We start from the raw sequence: 25,496 nt of genomic DNA, 5'->3' as shown, positions 1-25,496 counted from the left end.
TGTCACCCATGACCGCCACTCGTCTTGCCTCACGCGCCGTAATCCGCCTGTCCGCCACCGAGGAGGGAGAGGACGTTGCCGACTTCCTGCAGGGGCTCGTCACAAACGATGTCACCGGCACCCTCCCCGCCTATGCCGGCCTGCTGACGCCGCAGGGCAAGACGCTGTTCGATTTCCTGGTCTGGCCTGGGGCGGAAGGCGAACTGCTGCTCGACTGCGAAGCCGATGCTGCCGAAGAGCTGGCCAAGCGGCTGTCGCTCTACCGCCTGCGTCGCAAGATCGCGATCGCGGGGGATCCGGGCGTTGCAGTGCATTGGCAGGCGGAAATGGGCGATGGCGGCGCGGCCGATCCGCGCCTTGGCGCGCTCGGCCAGCGCTGGTTGGCGCCGCTCGACGAGACCAGCGAGACCGCCGACGAGGCATGGCGCGCGCACCGGCTGGCCCTTGGCGTGCCGGAAGGTCGCGCGGAGCTGGGCGATATCCTCTGGCTGGAGACCAACGCGGTCGAGCTCAATGGCGTCAGTTTTTCCAAGGGCTGCTACATCGGCCAGGAGAACACCGCACGGATGAACTGGCGCAGCAAGGTCAACCGCAGGCTGGTGGTGGTGCCGCTCGATCGTTCCGACGAAAAGCGACGCAAGTTCGCCCACGAGGACCTAGGTCTCGCGGTGGATCACCTGCGCCTAGAAAGCATCGATGCCGAAACCGCGCCCGAATGGATGCGCGAGGGGCTCAGCCCTTCTGAGTCGTAAGCTCCAGCGAGCGGACGAGCATCCGTTCCGCCCGGTCGCGCGCGGCCGTATCAGGCAGGCCGAGCGAGCGCGCGAGCGCGGTGCCGATCAGCGCATCGCCCATGGCCATCAGCACCAGCGCGAGGGTCTCTTCATGGACCTGCATCGGGTTGGCGCCGTGCTCGGCCTCTTCGGGCGCGATCTCGTCGACCAGCTGGTGGATCGTCTCCACGATCGGCGTCAGCGCGTCTTCATTGCCGGTCAGGATCATCCAGCTTGCGAGTGCGCCGGCGCCTTCCTTGTCGAAAGCATCGAAGGCGAGATCGACCACTTCTCGGGGTGAGCCGAGGCCTGCCCGGCTCGCGCGCACGGCGTCGATGATGGTGTCACACACCGTGCCCGCAAGGTGGCCGGCAAGCGCCTTCTGCAGGCCGGCGGCCGATCCGAAATGGTGCAGCAGATTGGCGTGCGTGCGCCCGATTCGCGCCGCAACCGCCTTCAGCGTGACCGATTGCGGGCCCGTTTCGATCAGCAATCCACGCGCGGCTTCAAGAGCAGCGAGGCGCGATTCTTCGGGAGAAAGTCGTTTGCGTGTCGCCATGTTGCGCCCAGCGGTAACCTATCTGCGACAAAGGGGGAAGCCGTTAAGGGGCTGTTATTGACATGAGTGTAAGTAAGGGCTACTTACAACAGTGTCAGTTAACCCGCTGGAGCCGTCCATGAACGCCCCCGTCACCATCGATACCGATACCCGCACCTCAGCGCCCACGCCCGAAGATCTCACCATCACCGTGCGCGACGAGCGCTTCAACCGCGGCACCAACCCGCGTCGCTGGTGGGCAGGCGAGCCGTTCGGCACCGCCTGGCACAACGCCCTGTCGGCAACCTTCCCGCGCGGCGAAGCATTCTTCATCGAAGCCGTGAAGGCCCACCGTGAAGGCGCCGATCCGAAGCTCGAGGCCGAAATCCGCGCCTTCGTGAAGCAGGAAATCAACCACACGCGCGAACACATCGCCTTCAATCGCCTCGCCGAAGACGCAGGCTACGACATCAAGGCGATCGACAAGCGCGTGGCCGAACTGCTCGCTCTGACCAAGGACCGCCCGGCCATCGCCAATCTCGCCGTCACCATGGCGCTCGAGCACTACACCGCGATGATGGCGGCAGAATTCCTCGCCAACCCGAAGCATTTCGCCAATGCCGACAAGGAAGTGCGCGACATGTGGCGCTGGCATGCGGCCGAGGAAATCGAGCACAAGGGCGTCGCCTTCGACACCTGGAACCACGCGACGCGCGATTGGACACCCGGCAAGCGCTGGCGCGTGCGCAGCCTGGTGATGATCACCGTCACCGCCCGCTTCTTCAAAAATCGCTGGGTCGACACGCTCGAGCTGCTCAAGCAGGACGGCATCACCGGCTGGAAGGCCAAGTGGGGCCTGTTCAAGTACCTCACCGTGAGCCCGGGCGTAGTCCGCCGCATCTTCCCGGCGTGGCTGGCCTATTTCAAGCCCGGCTTCCACCCGTGGGACCACGACGATCGCGAGCTGATCAAGCTTTATGAAGGCGACTTCACAGACGCTCTCATGCCGGCCGAATAAGCATCGGCTGGACAAGGAAAAGGCCCCGCAAGCGCAGCGCTTGCGGGGCCTTTCTTTTGCCTGTCGTCACGCCGCCTGCGGCGCGACCTGGTCTTCGGCGTCGAGGTCGAGCTTGAACAGCGCGCAGCTTACGTCCTCGCCGCGAGCACAGCTGTGGCGCGGCGCGACCTTGCCCGTGGGCAGGAAGCCGATCTTGCGCAACACCCGGCCCGAGGCGGGATTGTCGACGAAGTGGCCGGCCTCGATGCGGTAGTGGCCCAGCAGCCGTGCCACCTCCAGCACACCGCGGCCGGCTTCGCTGGCAAAGCCACGCCCCCAATAGGGCCGGGCAATCCAGTAGCCGATCTCGGCGTCGGCGGTCTCGCTACGGTCGATGCCGATGCAGCCGACCACCTCGGACCCCTCGCTGGTGGGCAAGGTAATCAGGAAGACCGGATAGCGCGGATCCTGCTCGCGCATGACGAATTCGCGGGCATGTTTGGGGAGATACGGCCACGGCGCACGGGCAAGATTGCGTACGACACCTTCGTCGGCAATGCCGCCAAACAGCGCGTCTGCATCTTCGGGCCAGGCAGGCCGCAACAGCAGCCTCTCGGTTACATGGAACATCGGTATTCTCCCCTTGGATCCACGCTCCGGGCTCCTAGGCCGGACGCGTGACAATTACGTGATGGCGAAAGAAAATTTCACCGCGAAATTGAAGAGGGAGAAACGACAAGAGGGAGACGGGTCTGGTCCCATCTCCCTCTTCGGCTGCCGGATCATGGACCCGGCTGGGACCGTCCCGTCTGGACGATCCCGTTATCGGAGCGTCCTGTTATTCGGCGGCTTCTGCCAGCATGTCGACCGATACGAATTTGCGGTCGAGCTTGCCCTTGTGGAAGCGCACAATGCCGTCGGTAAGGGCGAAAAGGGTGTGGTCCTTGCCCATGCCGACATTGGCGCCCGGGTAGAACTTGGTGCCGCGCTGGCGCACGATGATGTTGCCGGCGACGACGTTTTCGCTGCCGAACTTCTTCACACCAAGACGACGACCGGCCGAATCACGACCATTACGCGACGAACCGCCTGCTTTTTTATGTGCCATGGTCCGGGTTCCTTACTTCTTGGCTTCGGTCTTCTTGGCAGCGGCCTTCTTGGGCGCAGCCTTCTTGGCCGGAGCTTTCTTCTCTTCAGCGGCGGCCTTCGGAGCAGCTTCCTTCTTCGGAGCAGCCTTCTTGGCAGAGCCGGTGCCGACGTCGGTGATGCGCAGCAGGGTCATCTGCTGGCGGTGACCGTTCTTGCGGCGATAGTTGTGACGGCGACGCTTCTTGAAAACGACGACCTTCTCGCTCTTGGCCTGCGCAATGATCTCCGCCGAAACGGTGACCTTGCCGGCATCCGGAAGCGTGTCGCCTTCGCCTGCAAGCAGGACGTCGCCCAGCGTGATGGTGTCGCCGGCTTCGCCAGCCAGCTTCTCAACCGCGATCTTGTCTCCGGCGGCAACCCGGTACTGCTTGCCGCCCGTGCGCACTACTGCGAACATGGTACGTATCTCTCGTTCAAATTGCTGTGCCGTGATCTTGCGAGTGCACGGCGCGCCCGTCAGGCCGCCATGGGCAGCCCCGGAAAGAAGCGTGCCGTTAGGCGAATAGAGGGACCAAGTCAACGCTTGGGGTGAGGAATTTTGCATCCTCGCTGGCGTCACCCGGCCCGCGTGATATGGAGGGCGCGATGACCGATCGCAAGCTTTCCCTTACGGCCTTCCTTGCCCTCACCCTCGCCGGCTGCGCCAGCACCGCTGATGACGGGTACCCTTCCCTCGCCGTGCGCGAGGTCGAACGGGCGCAAGGAACCTTCGAACCGGTCGAAAGTAAGCGCATCGACGTACCGCCGGTGGAGGTCGATCTGGCCGGCGGGCTCGAGGCCCGGCTTGCCGCGCTAAGGGCGCAGGCCGAAAGCGCTCATGCACAGTTCCTGCGCTCTGTGGGAACGGCCGAGCAGCGCGTCGGGGCAGCCTCGGGCAGCGCCATTGGCAGCGATCGCTGGGCCGCCGCGCAGGTGGCCCTTGCCGATCTCGATTCGGCCCGCAGCTCCGCTGCCATCGCGCTGGGCGATCTCGACATCCTCTACGGCGCGGCGACGGTCCAGGCGGAAGACACCAGCGCCATCGAAGCCACTCGCGACGCGGTGATCGCTCTTGTATCGGAAGAAGACGCCGTGCTGGCCCGCCTGCGCGCGCAAGTGCGCTGAGGATCGCGGACACGAAAAAGCGCGGAGCCGCTCTCCTCGGCCCCGCGCTGCTTCCGTTTCTGATCTGCCTTTAAGACAGGGCAGCGATCGTCACGGTGGCGACGCCCCAGCAGAAGATCAGCACCGGAAGGATGAGGACTTGCGCGGCAGCGTCGCCCGCTTTCACGCGGCCCGTGTAGGTGGAGATGCCCTGGCTCGCGAGCTTGGACCAGCTCATCGGCTTGCTGCGATGCGCCGGCTCCATCGTGGCCCAGATCGCCGGGAGACCGAATCCCGCCACGATAAACAGCGTGAAGATCACCATCGGGATGATCAGGCCGGGCGTGGAAAGACCGAAGGCCATGACAGCGAGGAAGCCAAGATACAGACCCACAGTCGCGACATAGAGACCCTTGGGCAGCTCGAAACTGCGGTCGACCTCATGCGCGGGCTTGGGCGCCTCGACGATGGCGGCGTGTTGGGCGACCAGTTCACGGGAAAGATGCTTGGACATGCTGTGCTCCTTTGTTGGAGCCGTGATGCGCCAGGTACCGCGCGCAATCCTTGATGCAGATCAAGGGCGTGCGATTAGTCCCATCGTTCGCGATCCGAATGGTCGGCATCGCGCGGTTCGATCCAGCGCCAGCCATCATCGCGCCGCTCGCGCTTCCAGAACCACGCGTCGGACTTCAGATGGTCCATCATGAAATCCGCGGCCTCGAACGCGCTGCGCCGGTGGCGTGCAGCGGCGGCGACCAGCACGATCGTCTCGCCCGGTGTCATGACGCCAACCCGGTGCCAGGCGAGCGCGCCGTCGAGAGCGAATCGCGTCCGCGCCGTTTCCGCCAGATCGCACATGCGCGGCAGGGTGATGGGTTCGTAATGGGAAAGCTCCAGCGCCTTCACATCGCCATCGGGCCGCACCTTGCCGAGGAAGGAGACGATGCCGCCCGCGTGTGGGTGTGCGGCGTTGAAGGCCGCGAGAGCCTCGCCCACGGAAAGCCCGCTATCGAGGACCCGGACATCGAGCGGCGTCTTGAGGGTGAGCCTAGCCACCGCTCACCGGCGGCAGCAGCGCAACCTCATCGCCATCCCTGGCGCTCAGCGTGGTCTTGTCGGCAAGCACCTTGCCGCCACAGGCCACGTTGACGCGGGCTTCGCCCAATTGCTCGGCGATCTCGGGGCCGACCATCTCCAGCAGGCCCGCCCAGTCGAGCGGTGCCTCGACCTCTTGCTCGGCCTCTCCGGCGAGATCTTGCAGCGGTCCGAGGAAAAGGATGCGCACGCCCATGGCTCAGGTCTCCAGATACTGGCCGGTAATCCCCAGCGCCTTGGTGAGATAGGCTTCGCTCGCATCCAGCGCATCGCCCTCGCCCGCGACCATGTTGACGCGGCGCGGTGTGTGCTTGCGGGCGAGGCCTGCGGTTATGGCCAAGCGCCATTCGCGGTGGGTGTGATCGGCGGTTGGCAGGACGAGCATCACGTCCTCGCCTGCTTCGAGGATGCTTTCGACATGCGCCAGCCAGTGCTGGTGAAACACGCCCGCCGCGCTCAGCGGTTCGTCCGGCAAGCCGTCGACCGCGATACGTTTCATGCAGGGCGCTCGCGGTGCAGCGTGATGCCGATCTTCTCGCCCGCTTCGGCAATCGCCAGCTTGACGATCTTCACCGTGACCGCCTCGATCCGCTTGTCCTGGACGAACAGGGTTTCGCACACAAGGTCCGCGACCGCTTCGATCAGCTTGAAGTGCACGCCTTCGGGCAGCGCCTCGGACGCTGCGAACTTCAGGTCCATGTAATTCTTCGAATCGTCGAGCGGCGTGTCCGGGCCATAGTGGCGCAGCGGCTTCATGCGCACCTGAATGGTGAAGCGCAGCGGCTGCGGGCGGCCGGTTTCTTCGGAATAGATGCCGGTGAGCACATCGTGCTCGAAATCGGCCACTTCGAGGATCAGCGAATCGTTCATGCGGTGACCTCTTAGCCGGGATTGGACCAGCGCGCGAAAATCGCGGTTGGCAGCAGGCGGCCAGAGCCTTCTTCCTGCACAGCGAGGTCACCGTGCTCGATCGTGCCGGGAAGCTCGGCAAACAGCTCGTTGACGAGGCCCGCCAGCGCGAGGCTGCTCATGCGCACCGCATAGACGGTGAGGAACAAGAAGCGGCTGTCGGCATCGAGCAGTTGGCGGCAATCGGAGACAAGGCCCGGCAGGCCTTCCTCAAGCCGCCACACCTCTCCATCGGGGCCGCGGCCGAACTTGGGCGGATCGAGTATGATGCCGTCGTACCGGCGCCCGCGACGCACTTCGCGCGCGGTGTATTTCACCGCATCTTCGACCAGCCAGCGGATCGGGCGGTCGGAAAGGCCGGCAAGCGCGGCGTTCTCGCGCGCCTGGGCGACCGACTTCTTGCTGGCATCCACATGGGTAACACGCCCGAAGCGCGACAGCGCCTGCGTGCCGACACCGGTGTAGCCGAACAGGTTCATGGTTTCCGCCTCGCGCGCCTCGCCAAGCTGTTCGCCCATCCAGCTCCACACGGGCGCCATGTCAGGGAAGAAGCCCAAATGGCGAAACGGCGTGCACTGGGCGGTGAAGCGCGCTTCGTCCCCCCAGTCCAGCTCCCAGCCATCGCGCGGCACATCGCGGTTGAAACGCCAGCGACCGCCGCCGTCCTCATCGCTGCCTGGCACGAACTCGCCATGCGCGTCCCAGTCTTCGGCCTGCGGTGTCCACATGGCCTGCGGCTCGGGGCGGATGAAGCGGTAGTCGCCATAGGCTTCGAACTTGCGGCCATGGCCGCTGTCGAGCAGGCGATAGCCGTCCCAGCTCTCGCCCACCATGAGCACGGGATTGCGTACGAGCTCGGCCATCAGGACGCGTTGGCGAGGATATAGTCGCGCACGGCCTCATAGGTGCCGGGCAGCTCGGTATAGGCCTCTTCGCGGGCAAAGAGGTCGCCGACGCGCGCGGGAAGCGGCGGACGGGTGCCGGTGGCGCGCTCGACCGCATCGGGGAACTTCGCCGGATGCGCGGTCGCCAGGGTAACGACGGGCACATCGGCGGGCAGGTCCGCTTCGCGCGCTGCGTGGAGGCCGATGGCGGTGTGCGGGTCGAGGATCTCGGCGCAGTCCTCGCACGCCCAGCGCATGGCGCGCGCCATCGCGTCCTCGTCCGCCCGGGCGCTGGTGAAGAGCGCGGAGGCCCCTTCGCGCTGCGCGTTAGTCAGCTGCATCGCCTTGCTCGCCTCGAAGCCGCGCATCTGTTCGGCCATGGCCGCACCATCGCGGCCGCCGACGTCGTAGAGCAAACGCTCGAAATTCGAGCTGACCTGGATGTCCATGCTCGGCGCGGCGGTCGGCGTAACGCTGCCAGCGGAATAATCGCCCGACGACAGCGCGCGGTGGAGGATATCGTTGATATTGGTCGCCACGATCAGCTGCTTGATCGGCAGGCCCATGCGCGCGGCCACATGACCGGCAAAGACGTCGCCGAAATTGCCCGTGGGCACGCTGAAGGCGAGCTTGCGTTCCGGACCACCGAGCTGGAGCGAGGCGGTGAAGTAGTAGACCACCTGCGCCATCAGCCGCGCCCAGTTGATCGAATTCACTGCACCGATGCGGTGCTTCGCGGTGACGTCAGTATCGGCGAAGATGCGCTTCACCATGGCCTGCGCATCGTCGAAGCTGCCCTCGATCGCGATGTTATGGACATTGGGCGCACGCACCGTCGTCATCTGGCGGCGCTGCACATCGCTGACCCGGCCCTTGGGATGCAGCATGAAGATCTCGACGCGGTCGAGCCCGGCCACGGCATCAATCGCCGCACTGCCGGTATCGCCGCTGGTCGCGCCGACGATGGTCAGCTTGCCGTCCTCACGCTCGAGGAACTTTTCGAACAACAGGCCCAGCAGCTGGAGCGCAACGTCCTTGAACGCCAGCGTGGGACCGTGGAACAGCTCGAGCAGCCACTGCCGCTCATCGAGCTGGGTCAGCGGCGTGACGGCGGCGTGCGAGAAACGGCCATAGGCCTTGGCGGTAAGCGCGCGCAGCGCCTCCGGGGTCAGGCTGTCGCCCACGAAAGGCTCCATCACCCGCGCGGCGACCTCGTCATAGGGCAGGCCGCGCATGGCGGCGATCTCTTCTGTCGAGAACTGCGGCCAGCGCTCAGGCACGTAGAGACCGCCATCGCTGGCAAGGCCGGCCAGCGTGACGCCGGCGAAATCGAGCGCCGGGGCGCTACCGCGGGTGGAGACGTATTTCATGGTGTCTTGCGGTTAGCCGCGCCGGCCGGGCCGGGCAAGCAAGCGGCTCTTTAATCGGGCTTAGCGCGGGTCGCCCGGCGGCGCAGGGCCAGGACGTAGATGACGAGCGCGGTGAAGGCGAAGAAGAACCACTGCCCGGCATAGGCCAGGTGGTTGTTGGGCAGCGAGGCCGGATCGGGCTGTGCCAGCGGCTCCATGCCATCTGCAGGCTCGATCGCCACGATGCGGCCACCGGGCGCAATGGTTCCGACAATTGTGCCGCCTGCCCACTCGACCGGCGTGGGATCGCGAGTGAAGCCGATGTCGACCGTAGCCTCGCCGCCGCCCGCCAGCGCGCAGGTCGCTCGCTGCGCAACACCGTTCTGCCCGCGCGCACTGCGCCCGGCGGTGGAGGTGACGCCGACCACCTCGTCGCAGGTCACGCTGGTGCGCCGGTAGAGCAGCGCGTCGCGCGCTTCCGGGTCTGCGGGATAGGCGACCTCCTCGGTCATCGCCGCAGCGGCCTCGGCGCGTTCGATCAGCGCTTCTTTCTCGCCCTTGCGGTCGAGCTGCCACAGGCCGAGGCCGATCATGACCGCGATGGCGGCGGCCACGATGATGGTGGGGATCACGGGGATGCGGGTGGTCATGGTTATCTTCGCCGGATGCAGAAAGGGCAGCCTCGACTGTGCCGGGCTGCCCTTTGGTGTGTCTTCAAGCGTGGCCGCTGGGCATCAGTGGAATTCAGCGCCCCAACCGCCCCAGACGTAGACGGCGACGAAGAGGAACAGCCACACCACGTCCACGAAGTGCCAGTACCACGCGGCCGCTTCGAAACCGAAGTGCTGGCGCGGGGTGAAGTGGCCCTTGTAGCTGCGGATCAGGCAGACGATCAGGAAGATCGTGCCGACCAGCACGTGGAAGCCGTGGAAGCCGGTCGCCATGTAGAAGGCCGAGCTGTAGGTGTTGCCACCGAAACCGAACGGAGCGGCTGCGTATTCGTAGGCCTGGATGCTGGTGAAGACCGCGCCCAGGATAATGGTCAGCCACAGGCCCTTCTTGAGGCCTTCACGATCGCCGTGGATAAGCGAGTGGTGCGCCCAGGTGACCGTGGTGCCCGAGCACAGCAGGATCAGCGTGTTGAGCAGCGGGAGGCTGAACGGGTTGATGACTTCCATGCCTTCGGGAACCAGCGTGCCGACAGCAGCGCCGGCCTGGCCGAAGAGCGAGGTCGTGGTGTCGCTCGCCGCATCGTATTGCAGCGGTTCGGGGAACAGCGCGAAGTCGAAGAAGCTCCAGAACCACCCGACGAAGAACATCACTTCCGAGGCGATGAAAAGGATCATGCCGTAGCGCATGTGCAACTGCACGACCGGCGTGTGGTCGCCGCGCTCGGCTTCCTTCACGATGTTCGAGAACCAGGCAAAGAAGGTGGCGATCAGGCCGGCGATGCCGAGGCCGAGCACGAGGTGCGCGCTCGACATTTCGTGCATGTACAGCACCATGCCGCTGGTGAAGGTAAGCGCCGAGATCGAGCCGATGAACGGCCAGATGTCGGGTTCGAGAATGTGATAGTCGTGATTGACGTTGCCAGCCATGTTACTCGCGTCCTGGTTTTCGCTTCGCCGGTGCCCTTAATGCCCAAGGGCGCGCGGGTCTAGGGGTCTACTGCCCTGAATCTATCGCGCGGTGGAAAGTGTAGGACAGGGTGATCTGCTCCACCCCTTCCATATTCGGGTCGTCCAGCGCCGCCGGATCGATGAAATAGAGTACGGGCATGCGCACTTCCTGGCCCGGCTCGAGCACCTGTTCGGTGAAGCAGAAGCACTGGATCTTGTTGAAGTAGGCGCCGGCCTGTTCCGGCTCGACGTTGAAGGTCGCCGTGCCGGTGATGGTCTCGTTCGAGGTGTTCTTGGCGAGGTAGATCGCCATGTCGCGCTGGCCGATGCTGACCGTGTCGGTCACCTGTTCGGGGCGGAAGCTCCACGGCACATCGCCCGCGGTCGTCCCGTCGAAGCGCACCGAAATGGTCTTGCCGCCTGCGCTTGCGCCAAGGCGTTCGGCAAGCGCCGCCTCGCTTTCGGTCGCGCGCTGGGTCGTGCCGCCGAAACCGGTCACCTGGCAGAACAGCTCGTACAGCGGCACGGCGGCATAGCCGAGGCCGAGCATGGCGAGCGCGCCTCCGAAGGCGAGGATCGCGGTCCGATTCTTGCGGGTTTCGAGAGTCGCGGCAGTCATGGCGTGGCTCACATCCTGGCGATGGTGATCGTATAGAACAGAATGGCGAGGAACAGGAGAATGCCGCCGAGCACGAGGTTGCGGCTCTTCTGGCGGCGCTTGAATTCGGTTTCTTCTTCGGGCGTCATGCGATCAGTCCCTGGTAAGCGAGCAACCGGTCCGCGACGAGCGCCGCGAACAGGGCGAAAAGATAGACGATGCTGAATGCGAACAGGCGCTTTTCTGGCTTCATCGTGTCGTTTTCGCCGGTTTGCCGGAAAGCGACCGGCAGCGAAAGCGCAAGGAAAGCAAGCGTCAGCGCAAGCGATGCAATGCCGTAGACATAGCTCGTTCCGCCGATGAACCAGGGCGCAGCCGCGATGGGCACCAACAGCACGGAATAGGCCAGGATTTGGCGGCGGGTCGACGTCTCGCCCTTCACCACCGGCATCATGGGGATTCCGACATTGGCGTAATCGGTCTTCACGAACAGCGCGAGCGCCCAGAAGTGCGGCGGCGTCCACATGAAGATGATGAGGAACAGCAGCACGGGCATCAGGGTGATGTCGCCGGTGACGGCAACCCATCCGATCATCGGAGGGAAGGCCCCGGCCCCGCCGCCGATCACGATGTTCTGCGGCGTGCGCGGCTTCAGCCAGATCGTGTAGATCACGGCATAGTAGAAGATGGAAAGCGCGAGGATGGCCGCGGCGAGCCAGTTCACGCCCAGACCCATGATCATGACCGAGGCGCCCGAAATCAGGATACCGAAATCGCGAGCATCGGTGCGGTTCATCCGGCCGGCGGGCAGCGGCCGGGCTGCCGTGCGCTTCATGCCGGCATCGATATCGGCTTCCCACCACTGGTTGAGCGCTGCCGCACCGCCTGCGCCCAGCGCAATGCACAGGATTGCGGTGAAGCCGAGCACCGGATGGATGCTGCCGGGCGCGGCCAGAAGGCCGCACAGGCCGGTGAAGATCACCAGGCTCATCACGCGCGGCTTGGTCAGCGCAAAGAAATCGCGCCATTCGGCGGGGAGCTGTGTGGGAACTGTCTGGGCCATGGAATCGGGCGCGATATAGGGGTTCAGAAGCGTTTTAGCCAGTCAATCAGGATACGATTGACCGCATCGGGTCGTTCCTGCTGCGTCCAATGTCCAACGCCGTCGAGGATGTGCCCCACGGACTGGGGAGCGAACATCTTCACCAGCGCCACCGGATCGGCAATCGCGCCAAAGAGATAGGTCGCCGGATCGCGCGTTCCGCCGATGAACAGGGCCGGCTGTTCGATCCGCTTGCCGTTCCAGTTCTGCAGCCATTTGAAGTCGGCCTGGTGGTTGCGATAGCGGTTGAGCGGGCCGCGGAAGCCCGACTGCTTGAACTCCGCCTCGTAGAAGTCGAGATCCTCCTCGGTCAGCCAGTCGACCGGCTGCGGGTCGGGCAGGCCTTCAAGGAAGGTCGCGCCGTAGGGCTTCTCCCAGTAATTGCCTTCCGGAACGTCGCCGCTGATCGAATACATCATGCGCGCCACCCAGTCCCGCGGGTCCTTCTCCGCCTCGGCCTCGGCCACGCCCGGTTCCTGGAAATACTCCTGGTAGAAGAACCGGCCGTGCTTGATGAAATGCTCGTGATAGACTTCGTCGAAGGGCTGCTGGGGTACCCCGGCAAAAGGCACCGAAAGCCCGGCGACCCCGCGGAAATGCTCCGGATTGGTCAGCGCGGAATTCCACACGATCGGCGCGCCCCAGTCGTGCCCGATAAGGATTGCGGGCTCATCGGGTGACAGCGCCTGCCGCAGGCCGACGAGATCGCCCACGATCCGCTCCATCGCATAGAAATCGACCGGATGCGGCTTGTCCGAGCCGCCATAGCCGCGCACGTCGATCGCGCAGGCGGTGAAGCCGGCCTCGGCGATGGCGCCGATCTGGTGGCGCCAGCTGTACCAGCTCTCCGGAAAGCCATGCACCATGATGACGAGCGGCCCTTCCCCTTCGATGGCGCAGCGCAGGGCCACCTCGCCGGTATCGATTACGCGCATTTCGGGCATCTGGGCAGTATCCTTCGGGCAAGAAAAAGCGGCCGGCCCACCATGGGACCGGCCGCTCTTTTGTGTCCAGTGTTTCTGGGCCGGTCGCCAGCCTTAGGCCGGCTTCGGGCTCAGGTGATCGTCGGCCGTGTGGTGGTCTTCGATCACCGGAAGGGTTTCGAACTGGTGGAACGGCGGCGGGCTCGACAGGCTCCACTCGAGCGTGGTCGCGCCTTCGCCCCAGGGATTGTCGGCTGCCTTCTTGCCGGCGACGAAGGCGTAGATGATGTTCACGAAGAACAGGACCATCGAAAGCGCCATGATCGTGTAGCCGAAGGAGCTGATCTCGTTCCAGTAGGCGTAGGCTTCCGCGTAGTCCGGGTAACGGCGCGGCATGCCCTGCAGACCCAGGAAGTGCTGCGGGAAGAAGATCACGTTCACGCCGATGAAGAAGCCCCAGAAGTGGAGGTGGCTCAGCAGTTCGGAGTGCATGCGGCCGCTCATCTTCGGGAACCAGTAGTAGAAGCCCGCGAACATCGAGAAGACCGCACCCATCGACAGCACGTAGTGGAAGTGCGCCACCACGAAGTAGGTGTCGTGGACCACGTCGTCCACGCCGCCATTGGCGAGATAGACGCCCGTCACACCGCCGACGGTGAACAGGAAGATCATTCCGATCGCCCAGACCATGGGCGACTTGAACTCGATCGAGCCGCCCCACATCGTGGCGATCCAGCTGAAGATCTTCACGCCGGTCGGCACTGCGATGACCATGGTCGCCGCGGTGAAGTACATCTTCGTGTTCACGTCGAGGCCGACGGTGTACATGTGGTGGGCCCACACGACGAAACCGACGACGCCGATCGCGACCATGGCGTAGGCCATGCCGAGGTAGCCGAAGACCGGCTTGCGGCTGAAGGTCGAGACGATCTGCGAGATCATGCCGAAGCCCGGCAGGATCATGATGTACACTTCGGGGTGGCCGAAGAACCAGAACAGGTGCTGGTAAAGGATCGGGTCACCGCCGCCTGCGGGGTCGAAGAAGGTCGTGCCGAAGTTGCGGTCCGTGATCAGCATAGTGATCGCGGCGGCAAGGACCGGCAGGGCCAGCAGCAGGAGGAAGGCGGTAACCAGCACCGACCACACGAACAGCGGCATTTTGTGCAGGGTCATGCCCGGCGCGCGCATGTTGAAGATGGTGGTGATGAAGTTGGTCGCACCCAGGATCGAGCCGGCACCGGCAAGGTGCAGCGAGAAGATCGCGAAGTCGACGGCCGGGCCCTGCGAGCCCGTGGTCGAAAGCGGTGCGTAAACGGTCCAGCCAACGCCTGCACCCGGGCCCGTGCCGCCGGGCACGAACAGCGAGAACAGCAGCGACATGAAGCCGGCAACCGTCAGCCAGAACGAAATGTTGTTCATGCGCGGGAAGGCCATGTCCGGCGCGCCGATCATCAGCGGGACGAACCAGTTGCCGAAGCCGCCGATCATCGCCGGCATGACCATGAAGAAGACCATGATCAGGCCGTGGGCGGTGATGAACACGTTCCACATGTGCAGCGAGGTATCGAAATCGGCCGTGCCGCCCATGAACTCGGCCCACCAGCCGAGGTACTGGATGCCCGGCTCGGCCAGTTCCATACGCATGATGCCCGAGATCGCACCGCCGACGATGCCGGCGATGATCGCGAAGATCAGGTAGAGGGTACCGATGTCCTTGTGGTTGGTGGACATGAACCAGCGCGCGAAGAAGCCGGGCTTGTGATCGGCGTGATCGTGCGCGTGGTCGTCGGTGTGAGCCTGGAAGCTGTCTGCTGTAGTGGCCATGTCGTTTCTCTAGACCTTATCTCAAATCCGTTTCGGGCTTACTGGACCGCGGCTTCGGCGGCTTCAGCGGCGGCGACACCTTCGGCATCGCCTGCGGCAGCGGCATCAGCGGCCGATTCGGCGTCTTCCGCTGCGAGCTCGGCTGCTTCACCAACCGTGCCGCCCTGTTCCAGGACCCACGCGTTGAACTCATCCATCGGCAGCGCTTCGATGGCGATCGGCATGTAGCCATGACGCGCGCCGCACAGTTCCGAACACTGGCCGTAGTAGACGCCCGGCTCTTCGATCATGAGGAGCTTTTCGTTGAGGCGGCCCGGCACAGCGTCGAGCTTGAACCACAGGCTCGGCACGGCGAACGAGTGGATCACATCGGCTGCAGTGGTCTGCAGGCGGATCGGCACGCCGGCGGGAACGACCATGCGGTTGTCCACGCCAAGCTGGTACGGCTCACCGCGGGCAGCGGCTTCTTCTTCCGTCAGCATGTTCGAGACGATTTCGAAGTCGCCATTGTCGGGATAGGCGTAGCCCCAGTACCACTGGTAGCCGATGGCCTTGACGGTCACGGCGTCGGCCGGCGGCGTTTCGTACTGGGCGCGCAGCAGGTTGATCGACGGAACAGCGATCGCCAGCAGGATCAGCGCCGGGACAACGGTCCAGATCACTTCGATCGTGGTGTTGTGGCTGGTCTTCGACGGCACCGGGTTGGCGCGCTTGTTGAAGCGCAGCATGACGTAGACGAAGAGCGCGAGGACGAAGACGCTGATCGCGACCATCACCCATACGAGGCCGATGTGCAGCGAGTTGGCCTGGTGGCCGATCGGCGAAAACTGCGGCTGGACGTCGATGCCCTTGGCCACCGGCATGCCCTTGCCTTCGGTCGGCTTCATCGGGACGTAGCCACCCGTCGCTTCGGTCGATTCCGCATCGACAGTTGCTTCGGCCTGGGCCGTTGCAGCCGCTTCGGCAGCGTCCTGTGCGGCCACGCCCTGCGCGCCGAAAGCAAGCATGGCAGCCATTGCCAGGCTGGCTACAATCCGGTGGAACCCCTTGAGGGAGCCGAGAATTTTCATCGTCTTGGCACTCTTTCGTGTCGTGTCTCGTTCCGGGCCTTCCGCCGTCTGGCGGGCGCATCCACTCGTGCAGGAGGGAACGCGGGCAAAGACCCGATTGCGCCCGCCCTATAGGCAGGACTTGCCCATGCCTCAAGCGGGTGCCCGATAAAAATGTGCAAGCACCTTTGCCTCTTGCGCAATCGCGCGCAAAACGCTTTGGCCTTTGGCGCCATGACAGACGAAGAAATCCTCCACGAATTCCGCGCCAGCGAAGCCCTCCTCGAAGGCCATTTCAAGCTTTCGAGCGGACGGCACAGCGGGCACTACCTCCAATGCGCAAGGGTCCTGATGAACCCGGAACGCGCCGGCCGCCTCGCGCTGGCGCTCGCCCAGAAGATCCCGCGCGAGATCCGCAGCCAGATCGACGTGGTGGTGAGCCCCGCCATGGGCGGCATCATCATCGGCCAGGAAATGGGCCGCGCGCTGGGCAAGGACGCGATGTTCCTCGAGCGGCCCGAGGGCGAGTTTCACCTGCGCCGCGGCTTCCGCCTCGAAGAAGGCGCGAAGGTGCTGATGGTGGAAGACGTGGTCACCACCGGGCTTTCCAGCCGCGAGGCCATCGCCGCCGTCGGGCGCGAAGGCGGCGAGGTGATCGCCGAGGTCGCGTTGGTCGACCGCAGCAACGGCGAAGCGGACCTTGGCGTGCCCTTCTTCCCACTCGTGGACATCAACTTCCCGACTTACGCGGAAGACGAGCTCCCTGAAGCGCTCGCCGCGATCGAAGTGACCAAGCCGGGAAGCCGCACGAAGTGAACGCGCGGCCCGGTCGCCTCCTGCTGTGCCTCGCTGCGCCGCTGGCGGTGGCCGCCCTCGCCGCTCCTGCCAGTGCCGACACCCCTGCCTCCGACCGCGTCGAAGACAGCCCGGCATGGCAGATGGGCGAACGGCTCCGGCCGATCATCAAGGAAGCCGGGTTCGAAGGCGACCTGGCAGTGTCGACGCGGCCCGATAGCCCTTCCTACAACCCGGCCAGCTATAGCTACATCGACCTCCTGCCAGAGCCGTGGCGCGGGGATGGCGACGGGCTGACCTGGCGCTGGGCTTCGGTGACCAAGCAAATGGTCGCGATCCTCGTCATGCAGCAAGTCGAGCGCGGCACAATGGCGCTCGACGAGCCCGTGGCGACCTACCTCCCCGATTTCAGCAGCGCGAACGCGGGCACGGTCACCATCCGCCAGTTGCTGCAGCACCGCAGCGGGCTGCCCAATCCGGACGCGGGCTACGAGGACTCCGACGAAATCCCGCCGTTCTATCGCGAGGATTTCGACGGCTCGCGCGATCCGGTCACCGGCTTTTGTGCCGGCCCCGTAACAGGGGAACCGGGCGGCGAGTGGACCTACAACAATTGCGACTACATGGTCCTTGGCGCGGTTCTCGAAGCGGTCACGGGCGAGAGCTGGGATGCCTTGTTCAAGCGCAATATCGCCGAGCCGCTCGAACTGGAGGACTACGGCGCCTATCCGGGCGAGCCTTACACCCGCTGGGGTTTCCAAGGTGATGAGCGGGAAGCGGAGCGAGACCTCGCTTATTATCAGGCCTCGGCAGGCCTTTATGGCGGGATCTTCGAGCTGGTCGCGATCAACAACGCGCTGCTGACCGGCAAGCTTCTGGGCGAAGAGGCGCTGGCCGAAATGTGGACCGGCGATCCGGCGCTTGGCTATATGGCGCTTGGCCAATGGGTCTTCGAGGCGCCGCTGGCCGGATGCGACGCGCCGGTGCGCATAGTCGAACGGCGCGGCGCGGTCGGCGCGGTGCAGGTTCGCAATTTCATCCTGCCCGACCAGAACGTCTCCGTAGCCGCCTTCTCGCAGCGCGCACCGTTCGATTTCGGAGAGATCTGGATGGGTAGCGGCTTTTCACACGACTTGCTTTCGGCGGTCGTCTGTCAAAAAGGGGTCCCATGAGCCTCGATCCCCTCTCCACCCCCCTGCGCCTCGGCGTGAACATCGACCACGTCGCCACCATCCGCAACGCGCGCGGCGGCGACCATCCCGATCCCGTTCGCGCAGCTGAGATCGTTGCGGCCGTGGGCGGCGACGGAATCACGGCGCACCTTCGCGAAGACCGCCGGCACATTCGCGACGCGGACTTGAAGCGCATCCAGTCGGCCACCGACCTGCCGCTCAACCTCGAAATGGCGGCGACGGAGGAAATGCTCCAGATCGCGCTGTCTCATAAACCGCACGCGGCCTGCATTGTGCCCGAGAAGCGCGAGGAGCGCACGACCGAAGGCGGCCTCGACGCGGCAGGGCTCCATAACCAGCTCGCCCCCATTGTCGGACGCCTCGCGGACGAAGGCATCCGTGTCTCGCTCTTCATCGAGGCGAGCGAGCGCCAGCTCGAAGCAGCACAGCGCCTGCGCGCGCCGGTGGTCGAATTCCACACCGGCGAATACGCCCACGCCGGGCTGGATGGCGATGCCGAGCGCGAGGCGAAGGAACTCGAACGCATTGCCGCCATGTCGAGGCTCGCCCGCGAGATGGGGATCGAACCTCACGCCGGCCACGGTCTCACCTACGAGAACGTGAAGCCCATCGCCGCCATCCCCGAACTCGCCGAACTCAACATCGGCCACTACCTCGTGGGAGAAGCGGTGTTCGTCGGTCTTGAAGCCGCCGTGCGCCGGATGCGCCACCTGATGGATGAGGCCAGGGGAGGCCAGACAGCATGATTATCGGCCTCGGCTCCGACCTCTGCAACATCGAGCGCATCCAGAACTCGCTCGACCGCTTCGGCGAGCGCTTCGAACAGCGCGTCTTCACCGAAATCGAGCAAGCCAAGGCGCGCCGCCGCCCCTTCACCATCGCGGGCACCTACGCCAAGCGCTTTGCCGCCAAGGAAGCGTTCTCCAAGGCAGTCGGCACCGGCTTCCGGCGGGGGGTCTTCATGAAGGACATCGGCGTCGTGAACGCGAAATCGGGCGCGCCGACGCTGGCGCTGACGGGCGGCGCTGCAATCCGGCTTGCGGAAATGGTGCCGCACGGCCATGAGACGCGCATTCATCTCACCCTCACCGACGATCACCCATGGGCGCAGGCCTACGTCATCATCGAGGCCCTACCAAAGTGACCACCGGCGCACCGGCAGTGAACGACAAGTCCGACACCAAATCCTCCGACGACAAGGTCGACTGGATCGCGGAAATCCGCGGTCTGGCCTTGATGCTGCTGGCGGTCTTCGCCTTTCACAGCTTCATCGCCAAGCCGTTCTACATTCCTTCGGAATCGATGCTTCCCAACCTCTTGGTCGGCGACCGGCTGGTGGTGAGCAAATATCCCTATGGCTGGAACTGGAGCTCGGTCAGCTTCCACCTCGCCCCGCGCGATGACTGGCGCCTGGCGGGCAGCACGCCGGAATACGGCGACATCGTGATCCCGGTTCACCCGCTTCGCGACGAGGATTACATCAAGCGCGTCGTCGCCCTTCCCGGCGACCGTATCGCGGTGCAGCGCGGGCAGATTATCCTGAACGGCGTGCCGATCGAACAGAAGGTCGAGCCGGCCCTCGACCTGCCGCTGGACGCCAATTCGCGATGTGACGGCTTTGGCGGGGACGATTTCCGCGCAACCGAGAACGGCCAGCGCGTCTGCCGTGTGCCCGTGCTGCGCGAAACGCTGCCGAACGGCGCAACCTACCTGGTCATCGACCACATGAACCAGGAGTTCGACGACTACCCCGAGACGATCGTGGGCGAGAACGAGGTTTTCGTGATGGGCGACAACCGCGACCATTCCTCCGACAGCCGCGCCGATGACCCCAGCGGCCTGATGGGTCCGGTCCCGCTCGAGAACATCGGCGGCCGCGCAGAATTCATCACCTTCTCGCTCGACGGGACGACGACGCTCAACCCGGTGAGCTGGTGGACAAGCCTGCGCGACGGGCGTTCGTGGTCGACGCTGCGCCCGGCTATTGCGGAACGAAACCCGGCTTCCGAACGCTAGGGGAGCAAAGGCAGACAAGGGGCGCGCATGGCCGACGAGCAGCACATCGAAGACCAGGACCTCGGCACCAGCCCCTCGCGCATCAACGATCCCCGCATTCGGCACGAGATTTCGCGCGCTATCGTTTGGGTTGCAGTGGTCGGGACGGTGGTGCTTGCGGTCTGGATCGCCCGTCCGCTGCTGGTCATCTTCGGGGCGATGGTGTTCGCATCGATGATCGATGGCGGCTCCCGCCTCCTCGGCCGTGTCCTCGATATCGGGCGCAGCTGGCGAGTGGCGATTGTACTGGCGGCGAGCGTCGCCTTCCTGCTCTGGCTCGGCTATTTCGCCGGAGCGACCATTTCGCAAGAAGCGGCGCAGTTCCCTGCGATCATAGAACGCCAGCTGGGCGAATTGCTGGCCTGGGCACGCACGCAGGGCTTCCAGATCGACCAGGATCACCTGCAGAATTACCTCGGCAATATCGGCAGCGGAATCAGCACGGTTACACGCGCGCTGGGCGGCATCCTGGGCGGCGTGGCTACAGTCGTGCTGATCGGGGTGATCGGGATCTACGTCGCAATCGATCCCATGCTCTACGAGCGCGGCGTGGCCTGGATGCTCCCGCGCGAACAGCGCGAGCCGTTCTACAAGACCGCTGCGCGCATGGGCCAGACCATGCGGCGCCTGATGGCCGGGCGGCTGCTCGGCATGGTGGTCGAGGCGATCTTCACCTACGTCATGCTGGCGATCGTGGCCCCGCTGATCGGCATCGGCGCGGTGCCCATGGCCGCCCTGCTCGCCATCCTCACGGGCCTGCTGGCCTTCGTCCCCAACCTCGGCGCGATCATCTCGGGCATCCTTATGGTGCTGGTCGGCTTCTCGGGCGGGGTCGAGATGGGGCTCTACACGATCTTCGTCTATTTCTTCGTCCAGAACTTCGACGGCTATGTCGTCATTCCGATGATCGCCAAGAAGACGGTCGACCTTGCCCCGGCGCTGGTCCTAGCCTTCCAGCTCATCATGGGTATCCTGTTCGGCATACTCGGACTGTTCCTGGCCGATCCGCTGCTCGCCATGATCAAGGTCGCGCTCGAACGGCGGGCCGAACGGGCGGAAGAGGACCAACTTGAAAAGGGTGCCACCAATGGCGCGTAAGTTCCTGTATTTCGTCGCGGTCTGCATCGTCATCGTGATCGTGGGCATGATCGCCCTGTCGATCTGGTCGCGCGAAGCGACCGAGATTGCGTTCGTTCCGCGCGGCGACTTCGTCGAGCAGGAACCGCTCGCCGCAAATGCCTACCAGGACCCGGGCATGTGGTATTCGCGTCCCGGCCTCGGCACGAGCGATCCGGCGCGCTACCAGCCTGCCATCGCGCAGCCGGGCGAGGACCCGGCCGAACAGGACCCCTCGCCCGAAGCTCCCGCAGCCGAACAGAGCCTCGATGCACCGGCGCCACAGGAGACCACCGGCTCGCTCGCCGGTGAAGCCGTGAATGTGGACGAAACACCCGCTTTCGCGGTCTTCTTTGTCCCGCCGACCAGCTACACCAAGGGCGCCCTGGGCGATTGGAACGCGGCGTTGAACGATGCTGATACCGACCGCCTTGCTGCGGTCTTCCTGCGCGGTCTCGCCAGCCCCTTCAACCGCGCCGACGAGCTGTGGGCGCCCAAGTACCGGCAGGCCGCCGTGGGCGCGTTCCTGACCGATGCGCCCGAAGCCACCATGGCGATCGACGCAGCCTACGCCGACGTGGCGCAGGCCTTCGATTATTTCCTGTCGAGCGTGGGAGAGGACAAGCCGATCGTGCTGGCCGGCCACAGCCAGGGTTCGACCCACGTGCTGCGCCTGCTGCGCGAGAAAGTCGCGGGCACGCCTCTCGAAGCGCGCATTGCCGCGGTCTATGCGCCCGGCTGGCCGATCTCGGTTGCGCATGACTTGCCCGCCCTCCCCGTCCCGGCCTGCGCCGCGCCGGGCCAGAGCGGTTGCCTCGTCGCCTACGCCAGCTTCGCCAACGATGGCGATCCCGGACAGCTCTTGCGCCGCTACAGCGCGATCCCCGGCCTCGATGGCGAACCGCGCGGCGAGAACGATCCGATCCTGTGCGTGAACCCGCTAACGGGGATGGTGGGCGGATCGGCCCCCGCCACGGCCAATCGCGGCACGCTGGTGCCCAGCTCCGATCTCGCCACGGCCTCGCTGATCGCCGAGGCCGTCCCTGCCCGCTGCGACGCGCAGGGCCTGCTGCGCATCGGCGACCCGCCCGAACTGGGCGAAGGGGTGCTGCCGGGCGGCAATTACCACGTCTACGACATCCCGCTGTTCTGGAAGAACCTGCAGGATGACGTCCTTGAAAGGGTGAAGGCATGGACGGCGGCGCAGGCCTCGTAACCGACAACGCGCTCGATTACGGCGACGCGCTGCCCGATGGCGGTGCGCTGCTGGGTCTCGACGTAGGCACCAAGACCATCGGCGTTGCCACCTGCGATGCAGGCTGGCGCTTTGCGACCGCAGGCAAGACCATCACGCGCGGCAAGTTCACCCGCGACTGCGCGATCCTGCGCACTCTGGTTGAAGAACGCAGGATCATCGGCGCGGTGATCGGCCTCCCGCGCAATATGGACGGCAGCGAAGGTCCGCGCGCGCAGGCGAGCCGCGCTTATGCGCGCAATGTTGCCAAGGCGCTCGAACTGCCGGTCCTGCTGTGGGACGAGCGCTGGTCCACCGCCAGCGCGGAAGCGGCTATGATCGGCCAGGACATGAGCCGCGCCAAGCGCGCGGAGAAGATCGACAGCCACGCTGCCGCAGTCATTTTGCAGGGCGCAATAGACGCGCTGGCGGGTGGTGGGTTATAAGGGAAGCCGTCATGCGGCTCCTAGACGCCCTCAGGCACCTCGCTCTTGGCGAAGGCGCCGACCCGGATACCGGGCTTGAACAGCGCGAACGATCGCTTTCGCGGGCGCTGGGGATCATCGGACTGATCTTCGTTCTGCTGGGCTTTGCCCTCTTCGCCATGCTCTACAGCTGAAGCGCCGCCCGGCGCATCTGCGCCTCGCGCGCCAGCATCAGGTTCCCCGCTCCTTCTGCCTCGCGCCACAGCGCGTCCCTGTCCTCCGTGCATTGTAGCAGGCCGCTGCGCGCCTCGAAGCTTGCCAGCCGCATGCGGCCGCTGGGATGCGAGCGCCCGAAATGCTCGGCGAGGTCCAGCGCGCTGTCACCGCCAAAGGCCACGGCACACCGCAGAAAAGTTTCGCTCGCCGACGGGTTGAGCACGCCGGTCACCGCGCTGCTGTCGAGATCGAAGCCGTATTGGTCGAACCAGTCCTGCCCCGCATCGACCCGCATGATGTTGAGCGAGACTGAGGTTGCTTCCGGCGGTAGCTGCGAATGCACGTCCACATGCGCGCGGTAGTGCATGAGCTTGCCTTCGCTCAGCGCGCTGCGTTCGACAAAGCGCATGGCGGCGTGCTCCCCCCGGAAACCGGCAATCGCCCCATAATCGATCTCGTAATAGTCGCTGCGATAGCCGGGGCCGAAATAGCCCGCCGTGAGGAAGTCGAAATTGTGATCGTGCGGCAGGCCATAGACGAAGCTGTCGGCCCCGCTCGATCTGAGGCTGCTCTCGCTTTCGGCCGGCCAGATGTTGGCGCGCAAGAAGCAGCCGCCGACCAGCGGAGACAGGACGATCGCCTGCGGGCCGTAGGCGCTGTCTTCGAAGGTGTCGCGGTGACGTTCGCGCAGCTGATCGATCAGCAGATCGCCAAGGAAGCTGCGGTTGTTGGCGAGCCGCTCCAGCACCCCTGCTGCACGGTCGGTGTCGCCTACGTCGCGCGGATCGAAACCCGCGGCGAGCGCTTCGATTGTTGCTTCGAGCGAGGCGACGTCGCTCTCTCTGTTCGCGATCACGCGGGGCATGGGGTAGCCTCCAGGCGGGCAAGTTCGGGATGGGCTTCGAGCAGCTGGGCCTGCACCGCCCCTGCATGCGCGGCTAGCGGATCCAGCGGATCGGCCGCGATGGCGCGGAGAACCGGGAAGCCGGCGCCCGCATCGAGCGCGAGGCATTCGCGAAGCGCCTGCCAGCGGAAATGCGCGCTACCCTCGCGTGCCGCATCGGCAAGCACAGGGGCCGCATCGGATCGTCCCATGCGGCCAAGCAGGGCAATCATCATCTCCTGACGGCTTTCGCGCCGATCCCCGCTCGCACGGTGCACGAGGCGTCCGGTGGCGAGATCGAACTGCCGCGTGGGCCTCGGCTGCGCCGGTATTCGCGCAAGCCGCAAGGTGAGGAGCAGGCCGTGTACCTGCACGATGCGGCGGGATTGGTCCGGCCCGCTGAAGGCGAGGCATTCCCCTGCAACCACACGGCGCGGTTCGCGATCTATAGCGACGCGCTCACCGTGGTCTGCAAGGATCTCCACGAGTTCGAGATCAGCTGCTCCGGCCAGTACGATCTCGTGCCGTTCGGCATCCGGGAATGTCGCGAGCGGCGCGTCCTGAGTGGCGTCGCGCTCCTCGTGCAAGGCAAGGCTGAGAGTCGCTCGTCCCTTCCCGGCGAGCTGCACGAGATGGAAACCCTCGCGCGACTGGTGACGAAACAGCAGTTCGGCGAGCGGCTCTTCGCGAAACAAAGTGACCAGGTGATCGACCAGCGGCGTCATGGCGTCCCGCGCTGCCCCGTCGCACTCGCATAGGGCGACAAGAGCGGCGCAATCCTCCAGCGCCGCGCCCGCGCCATAGGCCTCGAGCGCCTCCAGGACCGGTTGCAGCGCTGCGTCCTCACGGCACTGCGCCACGGCTTCGGCTACTTTCGCCTGGCGTGCGTGCTGCGCGGCCCCATCACCGCGCAGCGTTTCCAAAGTCGGTTCGAAATGCATTCCTGCGCCGCCCGTCAGAGCAGCATTTCGACGAGCATGTGGTCGTAAACATAGACCATGATCACCACGATCGTGTCGTCCGAACCGGCGGAAAAGCTGCCGAACAGGCCGGTTGCAGCGTCAAGATCGGGAAGACTGCTCATGTCGATTTTGGGAAGATTCATGGATTTCTCCGTAGATGCGAGCGGACCTCGACCCCGTGTCCTCGTCCGCCGTGAGCAAAGGCTGGCTGCGTGGTCGGACGACGTGAAATTAAAACATTGTAAGGCGGGGAACCGCACGGCTATCGCCGGAAACGATGAGCGACGACGCACGCAAATTCGATCCGGCCAAGGCCACGTCCTTCTTCACGGGACGCGGGCATTCCGGCTGGCTTGGACTCAAATACTCCGACCACGGCGACGACTGGGTCGAACTGGAACTGCCCTGGCGCGAGGACCTGCTGGGCGAAGACGGCCAGCGCGTGCTCGCCTCCGGCCCGATCCTCAGCCTGATGGACATGGCCAGCGGCATGGCGATCTGGCGCGCGATGGACGATTTCCAGGCCATCGCAACGCTCGACCTGCGGGTCGATTACGTTCGACCGGCGCGCGAAGGGGCCAGCGTGTTCGGTCGCTCCCAATGCTATCGCATAACCCGCAGCGCGGCCTTCGTGCGCGGGCTCGCCCACGATGGCGATTCGGGCGATCCGGTGGCCCATATCCAGGCGGTCTTCATGAAGATCGCATCGAATGCGAGGCTCTGAC

Annotated in this window: 34 protein-coding genes; 13 read left to right on the top strand and 21 right to left on the bottom strand. The window is 65.1% G+C overall.

Annotation, left to right across the window (positions count from 1 at the left end; genetic code table 11):
- Window positions 1–8 precede the first annotated feature (8 nt).
- Window positions 9–752 (top strand): CAF17-like 4Fe-4S cluster assembly/insertion protein YgfZ, encoded by a 744-nt coding sequence (gene ygfZ, locus KUV82_RS05890; RefSeq protein WP_219955946.1) that lies wholly within the window; start codon window positions 9–11, stop codon window positions 750–752.
- Here the strand turns inward: ygfZ and KUV82_RS05885 are convergent.
- The gene (locus KUV82_RS05885; protein ID WP_219955945.1) at window positions 733–1,332 is read right to left on the bottom strand and encodes a TetR/AcrR family transcriptional regulator; all 600 of its coding nucleotides are present in this window, start codon (window positions 1,330–1,332) and stop codon (window positions 733–735) included. The genes ygfZ and KUV82_RS05885 overlap by 20 nt on opposite strands.
- Window positions 1,333–1,450: 118 nt before the next feature.
- Here KUV82_RS05885 and KUV82_RS05880 point away from each other — a divergent pair, with 118 nt between their 5' ends.
- Window positions 1,451–2,329, top strand: coding sequence for a metal-dependent hydrolase (locus KUV82_RS05880; protein ID WP_219955944.1), 879 nt, complete (start codon window positions 1,451–1,453; stop codon window positions 2,327–2,329).
- 66 nt (window positions 2,330–2,395) lie between these two features.
- Here KUV82_RS05880 and KUV82_RS05875 read toward each other — a convergent pair whose 3' ends face one another.
- The 3 genes from KUV82_RS05875 to rplU form a co-directional block, all read right to left on the bottom strand.
- Entirely contained in the window at window positions 2,396–2,938 is a 543-nt protein-coding gene (locus KUV82_RS05875) for a GNAT family N-acetyltransferase (protein WP_219955943.1), read from the bottom strand.
- Between the two features lie 208 nt (window positions 2,939–3,146).
- Window positions 3,147–3,416 (bottom strand): 50S ribosomal protein L27, encoded by a 270-nt coding sequence (gene rpmA / locus KUV82_RS05870; protein ID WP_067694900.1) that lies wholly within the window; start codon window positions 3,414–3,416, stop codon window positions 3,147–3,149.
- 12 nt (window positions 3,417–3,428) lie between these two features.
- The gene (rplU, locus tag KUV82_RS05865) at window positions 3,429–3,854 is read right to left on the bottom strand and encodes a 50S ribosomal protein L21 (protein ID WP_219955942.1); all 426 of its coding nucleotides are present in this window, start codon (window positions 3,852–3,854) and stop codon (window positions 3,429–3,431) included.
- 188 nt (window positions 3,855–4,042) lie between these two features.
- On the opposite strand from rplU, the gene KUV82_RS05860 reads away from it, so the two are divergent.
- The gene (locus KUV82_RS05860; protein ID WP_219955941.1) at window positions 4,043–4,561 is read left to right on the top strand and encodes a hypothetical protein; all 519 of its coding nucleotides are present in this window, start codon (window positions 4,043–4,045) and stop codon (window positions 4,559–4,561) included.
- 70 nt (window positions 4,562–4,631) lie between these two features.
- On the opposite strand, the gene KUV82_RS05855 is transcribed toward KUV82_RS05860, so the two are convergent.
- The 14 genes from KUV82_RS05855 to coxB form a co-directional block, all read right to left on the bottom strand.
- Entirely contained in the window at window positions 4,632–5,054 is a 423-nt protein-coding gene (locus KUV82_RS05855) for a hypothetical protein (RefSeq protein ID WP_219955940.1), read from the bottom strand.
- Between the two features lie 74 nt (window positions 5,055–5,128).
- A complete protein-coding gene (locus KUV82_RS05850; protein ID WP_219955939.1) occupies window positions 5,129–5,596 on the bottom strand; it encodes a molybdenum cofactor biosynthesis protein MoaE in 468 nt (155 codons plus the stop codon).
- Window positions 5,589–5,831, bottom strand: coding sequence for a MoaD/ThiS family protein (locus KUV82_RS05845; protein ID WP_219955938.1), 243 nt, complete (start codon window positions 5,829–5,831; stop codon window positions 5,589–5,591). Before KUV82_RS05845 ends, KUV82_RS05850 begins: the two co-directional genes overlap by 8 nt.
- Before the next feature lie 3 nt (window positions 5,832–5,834).
- A complete protein-coding gene (locus KUV82_RS05840; RefSeq protein WP_219955937.1) occupies window positions 5,835–6,134 on the bottom strand; it encodes a Rossmann fold domain-containing protein in 300 nt (99 codons plus the stop codon).
- Window positions 6,131–6,505 (bottom strand): dihydroneopterin aldolase, encoded by a 375-nt coding sequence (locus KUV82_RS05835; RefSeq protein ID WP_219955936.1) that lies wholly within the window; start codon window positions 6,503–6,505, stop codon window positions 6,131–6,133. Before KUV82_RS05835 ends, KUV82_RS05840 begins: the two co-directional genes overlap by 4 nt.
- Window positions 6,506–6,516: 11 nt before the next feature.
- Window positions 6,517–7,407, bottom strand: a complete 891-nt coding sequence (locus KUV82_RS05830; RefSeq protein WP_219955935.1) for a class I SAM-dependent methyltransferase — start codon at window positions 7,405–7,407, stop codon at window positions 6,517–6,519.
- Complete coding sequence (gene thrC, locus KUV82_RS05825) at window positions 7,407–8,798, bottom strand: threonine synthase (RefSeq protein WP_219955934.1); 1,392 nt, start codon at window positions 8,796–8,798, stop codon at window positions 7,407–7,409. The genes KUV82_RS05830 and thrC overlap by 1 nt, the downstream gene beginning before the upstream one ends.
- A 50-nt stretch (window positions 8,799–8,848) precedes the next feature.
- On the bottom strand, window positions 8,849–9,427 hold the full coding sequence (locus KUV82_RS05820) for an SURF1 family cytochrome oxidase biogenesis protein (protein ID WP_219955933.1): 579 nt from the start codon (window positions 9,425–9,427) through the stop codon (window positions 8,849–8,851).
- An 84-nt stretch (window positions 9,428–9,511) separates the two neighbouring features.
- A complete protein-coding gene (locus tag KUV82_RS05815) occupies window positions 9,512–10,375 on the bottom strand; it encodes a cytochrome c oxidase subunit 3 (protein WP_219955932.1) in 864 nt (287 codons plus the stop codon).
- Window positions 10,376–10,442: 67 nt separating this feature from the next.
- Window positions 10,443–11,015, bottom strand: coding sequence for a cytochrome c oxidase assembly protein (locus KUV82_RS05810; RefSeq protein ID WP_219955931.1), 573 nt, complete (start codon window positions 11,013–11,015; stop codon window positions 10,443–10,445).
- Window positions 11,016–11,139: 124 nt separating this feature from the next.
- Window positions 11,140–12,057, bottom strand: a complete 918-nt coding sequence (locus KUV82_RS05805) for a heme o synthase (protein ID WP_219955930.1) — start codon at window positions 12,055–12,057, stop codon at window positions 11,140–11,142.
- Between the two features lie 23 nt (window positions 12,058–12,080).
- Window positions 12,081–13,040, bottom strand: coding sequence for an alpha/beta fold hydrolase (locus KUV82_RS05800; protein ID WP_258319864.1), 960 nt, complete (start codon window positions 13,038–13,040; stop codon window positions 12,081–12,083).
- 93 nt (window positions 13,041–13,133) lie between these two features.
- Window positions 13,134–14,843: a cytochrome c oxidase subunit I gene (ctaD, locus tag KUV82_RS05795; RefSeq protein WP_219955929.1), complete on the bottom strand. Its 1,710-nt coding sequence runs from the start codon at window positions 14,841–14,843 to the stop codon at window positions 13,134–13,136.
- A gap of 38 nt (window positions 14,844–14,881) precedes the next feature.
- Complete coding sequence (gene coxB, locus KUV82_RS05790; protein WP_258319863.1) at window positions 14,882–15,913, bottom strand: cytochrome c oxidase subunit II; 1,032 nt, start codon at window positions 15,911–15,913, stop codon at window positions 14,882–14,884.
- A gap of 213 nt (window positions 15,914–16,126) precedes the next feature.
- On the opposite strand from coxB, the gene pyrE reads away from it, so the two are divergent.
- From pyrE to KUV82_RS05745, 9 genes are read left to right on the top strand one after another with little or no spacing between them, the layout of a single operon-like run.
- Entirely contained in the window at window positions 16,127–16,708 is a 582-nt protein-coding gene (pyrE, locus tag KUV82_RS05785) for an orotate phosphoribosyltransferase (RefSeq protein ID WP_219955928.1), read from the top strand.
- Window positions 16,705–17,859: a serine hydrolase domain-containing protein gene (locus tag KUV82_RS05780; protein WP_219955927.1), complete on the top strand. Its 1,155-nt coding sequence runs from the start codon at window positions 16,705–16,707 to the stop codon at window positions 17,857–17,859. Before pyrE ends, KUV82_RS05780 begins: the two co-directional genes overlap by 4 nt.
- On the top strand, window positions 17,856–18,626 hold the full coding sequence (locus KUV82_RS05775; protein WP_219955926.1) for a pyridoxine 5'-phosphate synthase: 771 nt from the start codon (window positions 17,856–17,858) through the stop codon (window positions 18,624–18,626). The genes KUV82_RS05780 and KUV82_RS05775 overlap by 4 nt, the downstream gene beginning before the upstream one ends.
- Window positions 18,623–19,024, top strand: a complete 402-nt coding sequence (gene acpS, locus KUV82_RS05770) for a holo-ACP synthase (RefSeq protein ID WP_219955925.1) — start codon at window positions 18,623–18,625, stop codon at window positions 19,022–19,024. Before KUV82_RS05775 ends, acpS begins: the two co-directional genes overlap by 4 nt.
- Window positions 19,021–19,896 (top strand): signal peptidase I, encoded by an 876-nt coding sequence (lepB, locus tag KUV82_RS05765; RefSeq protein WP_258319862.1) that lies wholly within the window; start codon window positions 19,021–19,023, stop codon window positions 19,894–19,896. Before acpS ends, lepB begins: the two co-directional genes overlap by 4 nt.
- A gap of 27 nt (window positions 19,897–19,923) precedes the next feature.
- Window positions 19,924–21,033, top strand: a complete 1,110-nt coding sequence (locus KUV82_RS05760) for an AI-2E family transporter (RefSeq protein ID WP_219955923.1) — start codon at window positions 19,924–19,926, stop codon at window positions 21,031–21,033.
- Window positions 21,023–22,267 carry a DUF3089 domain-containing protein gene (locus tag KUV82_RS05755; protein WP_219955922.1) on the top strand — a complete coding sequence of 415 codons (1,245 nt, stop codon included), beginning with the start codon at window positions 21,023–21,025 and terminating at the stop codon, window positions 22,265–22,267. Before KUV82_RS05760 ends, KUV82_RS05755 begins: the two co-directional genes overlap by 11 nt.
- Window positions 22,243–22,731 carry a Holliday junction resolvase RuvX gene (gene ruvX / locus KUV82_RS05750; RefSeq protein ID WP_219955921.1) on the top strand — a complete coding sequence of 163 codons (489 nt, stop codon included), beginning with the start codon at window positions 22,243–22,245 and terminating at the stop codon, window positions 22,729–22,731. Before KUV82_RS05755 ends, ruvX begins: the two co-directional genes overlap by 25 nt.
- A gap of 11 nt (window positions 22,732–22,742) precedes the next feature.
- On the top strand, window positions 22,743–22,904 hold the full coding sequence (locus KUV82_RS05745; RefSeq protein WP_219955920.1) for a hypothetical protein: 162 nt from the start codon (window positions 22,743–22,745) through the stop codon (window positions 22,902–22,904).
- On the opposite strand, the gene KUV82_RS05740 is transcribed toward KUV82_RS05745, so the two are convergent.
- Genes KUV82_RS05740 through KUV82_RS05730 form a run of 3 tightly spaced genes read right to left on the bottom strand, consistent with a single transcriptional unit; the run spans window position 22,895 to window position 24,914 of the window.
- Window positions 22,895–23,791, bottom strand: a complete 897-nt coding sequence (locus tag KUV82_RS05740; protein WP_219955919.1) for a transposase — start codon at window positions 23,789–23,791, stop codon at window positions 22,895–22,897. The genes KUV82_RS05745 and KUV82_RS05740 overlap by 10 nt on opposite strands.
- Window positions 23,779–24,750, bottom strand: a complete 972-nt coding sequence (locus KUV82_RS05735; protein WP_219955918.1) for a hypothetical protein — start codon at window positions 24,748–24,750, stop codon at window positions 23,779–23,781. The genes KUV82_RS05740 and KUV82_RS05735 overlap by 13 nt, the downstream gene beginning before the upstream one ends.
- Window positions 24,751–24,764: 14 nt before the next feature.
- Window positions 24,765–24,914 (bottom strand): hypothetical protein, encoded by a 150-nt coding sequence (locus KUV82_RS05730; RefSeq protein ID WP_219955917.1) that lies wholly within the window; start codon window positions 24,912–24,914, stop codon window positions 24,765–24,767.
- A 134-nt stretch (window positions 24,915–25,048) separates the two neighbouring features.
- Here KUV82_RS05730 and KUV82_RS05725 point away from each other — a divergent pair, with 134 nt between their 5' ends.
- Window positions 25,049–25,495 (top strand): PaaI family thioesterase, encoded by a 447-nt coding sequence (locus tag KUV82_RS05725; RefSeq protein ID WP_219955916.1) that lies wholly within the window; start codon window positions 25,049–25,051, stop codon window positions 25,493–25,495.
- The last annotated feature ends 1 nt before the right edge of the window (window position 25,496 follow it).

Source organism: Qipengyuania flava (assembly GCF_019448255.1).
Classification (GTDB): Bacteria; Pseudomonadota; Alphaproteobacteria; order Sphingomonadales; family Sphingomonadaceae; genus Qipengyuania; species Qipengyuania flava_A.
Note: the sequence above shows the minus strand (reverse complement) of the source record. Positions and strands in the feature narration are given on the sequence as shown.

Excerpts from the sequence above, each read along its gene's own strand:
- KUV82_RS05730 (WP_219955917.1), bottom strand. The coding sequence starts at position 24,914 with ATGAATCTTCCCAAAATCGACATGAGCAGTCTTCCCGATCTTGACGCT.
- KUV82_RS05725 (WP_219955916.1), top strand. The coding sequence starts at position 25,049 with ATGAGCGACGACGCACGCAAATTCGATCCGGCCAAGGCCACGTCCTTC.
- KUV82_RS05745 (WP_219955920.1), top strand. The coding sequence starts at position 22,743 with ATGCGGCTCCTAGACGCCCTCAGGCACCTCGCTCTTGGCGAAGGCGCC.
- KUV82_RS05755 (WP_219955922.1), top strand. The coding sequence starts at position 21,023 with ATGGCGCGTAAGTTCCTGTATTTCGTCGCGGTCTGCATCGTCATCGTG.
- acpS (WP_219955925.1), top strand. The coding sequence starts at position 18,623 with ATGATTATCGGCCTCGGCTCCGACCTCTGCAACATCGAGCGCATCCAG.
- KUV82_RS05845 (WP_219955938.1), bottom strand. The coding sequence starts at position 5,831 with ATGGGCGTGCGCATCCTTTTCCTCGGACCGCTGCAAGATCTCGCCGGA.
- KUV82_RS05810 (WP_219955931.1), bottom strand. The coding sequence starts at position 11,015 with ATGACTGCCGCGACTCTCGAAACCCGCAAGAATCGGACCGCGATCCTC.
- KUV82_RS05875 (WP_219955943.1), bottom strand. The coding sequence starts at position 2,938 with ATGTTCCATGTAACCGAGAGGCTGCTGTTGCGGCCTGCCTGGCCCGAA.
- KUV82_RS05855 (WP_219955940.1), bottom strand. The coding sequence starts at position 5,054 with ATGTCCAAGCATCTTTCCCGTGAACTGGTCGCCCAACACGCCGCCATC.
- rplU (WP_219955942.1), bottom strand. The coding sequence starts at position 3,854 with ATGTTCGCAGTAGTGCGCACGGGCGGCAAGCAGTACCGGGTTGCCGCC.
- KUV82_RS05860 (WP_219955941.1), top strand. The coding sequence starts at position 4,043 with ATGACCGATCGCAAGCTTTCCCTTACGGCCTTCCTTGCCCTCACCCTC.
- KUV82_RS05815 (WP_219955932.1), bottom strand. The coding sequence starts at position 10,375 with ATGGCTGGCAACGTCAATCACGACTATCACATTCTCGAACCCGACATC.
- KUV82_RS05805 (WP_219955930.1), bottom strand. The coding sequence starts at position 12,057 with ATGGCCCAGACAGTTCCCACACAGCTCCCCGCCGAATGGCGCGATTTC.
- KUV82_RS05880 (WP_219955944.1), top strand. The coding sequence starts at position 1,451 with ATGAACGCCCCCGTCACCATCGATACCGATACCCGCACCTCAGCGCCC.
- KUV82_RS05840 (WP_219955937.1), bottom strand. The coding sequence starts at position 6,134 with ATGAAACGTATCGCGGTCGACGGCTTGCCGGACGAACCGCTGAGCGCG.
- ygfZ (WP_219955946.1), top strand. The coding sequence starts at position 9 with ATGACCGCCACTCGTCTTGCCTCACGCGCCGTAATCCGCCTGTCCGCC.
- KUV82_RS05820 (WP_219955933.1), bottom strand. The coding sequence starts at position 9,427 with ATGACCACCCGCATCCCCGTGATCCCCACCATCATCGTGGCCGCCGCC.
- KUV82_RS05740 (WP_219955919.1), bottom strand. The coding sequence starts at position 23,791 with ATGCCCCGCGTGATCGCGAACAGAGAGAGCGACGTCGCCTCGCTCGAA.
- KUV82_RS05735 (WP_219955918.1), bottom strand. The coding sequence starts at position 24,750 with ATGCATTTCGAACCGACTTTGGAAACGCTGCGCGGTGATGGGGCCGCG.
- ctaD (WP_219955929.1), bottom strand. The coding sequence starts at position 14,843 with ATGGCCACTACAGCAGACAGCTTCCAGGCTCACACCGACGACCACGCG.
- KUV82_RS05760 (WP_219955923.1), top strand. The coding sequence starts at position 19,924 with ATGGCCGACGAGCAGCACATCGAAGACCAGGACCTCGGCACCAGCCCC.
- pyrE (WP_219955928.1), top strand. The coding sequence starts at position 16,127 with ATGACAGACGAAGAAATCCTCCACGAATTCCGCGCCAGCGAAGCCCTC.
- coxB (WP_258319863.1), bottom strand. The coding sequence starts at position 15,913 with ATGAAAATTCTCGGCTCCCTCAAGGGGTTCCACCGGATTGTAGCCAGC.
- KUV82_RS05775 (WP_219955926.1), top strand. The coding sequence starts at position 17,856 with ATGAGCCTCGATCCCCTCTCCACCCCCCTGCGCCTCGGCGTGAACATC.
- rpmA (WP_067694900.1), bottom strand. The coding sequence starts at position 3,416 with ATGGCACATAAAAAAGCAGGCGGTTCGTCGCGTAATGGTCGTGATTCG.
- KUV82_RS05885 (WP_219955945.1), bottom strand. The coding sequence starts at position 1,332 with ATGGCGACACGCAAACGACTTTCTCCCGAAGAATCGCGCCTCGCTGCT.
- KUV82_RS05800 (WP_258319864.1), bottom strand. The coding sequence starts at position 13,040 with ATGCCCGAAATGCGCGTAATCGATACCGGCGAGGTGGCCCTGCGCTGC.
- thrC (WP_219955934.1), bottom strand. The coding sequence starts at position 8,798 with ATGAAATACGTCTCCACCCGCGGTAGCGCCCCGGCGCTCGATTTCGCC.
- KUV82_RS05835 (WP_219955936.1), bottom strand. The coding sequence starts at position 6,505 with ATGAACGATTCGCTGATCCTCGAAGTGGCCGATTTCGAGCACGATGTG.
- KUV82_RS05830 (WP_219955935.1), bottom strand. The coding sequence starts at position 7,407 with ATGGCCGAGCTCGTACGCAATCCCGTGCTCATGGTGGGCGAGAGCTGG.
- ruvX (WP_219955921.1), top strand. The coding sequence starts at position 22,243 with ATGGACGGCGGCGCAGGCCTCGTAACCGACAACGCGCTCGATTACGGC.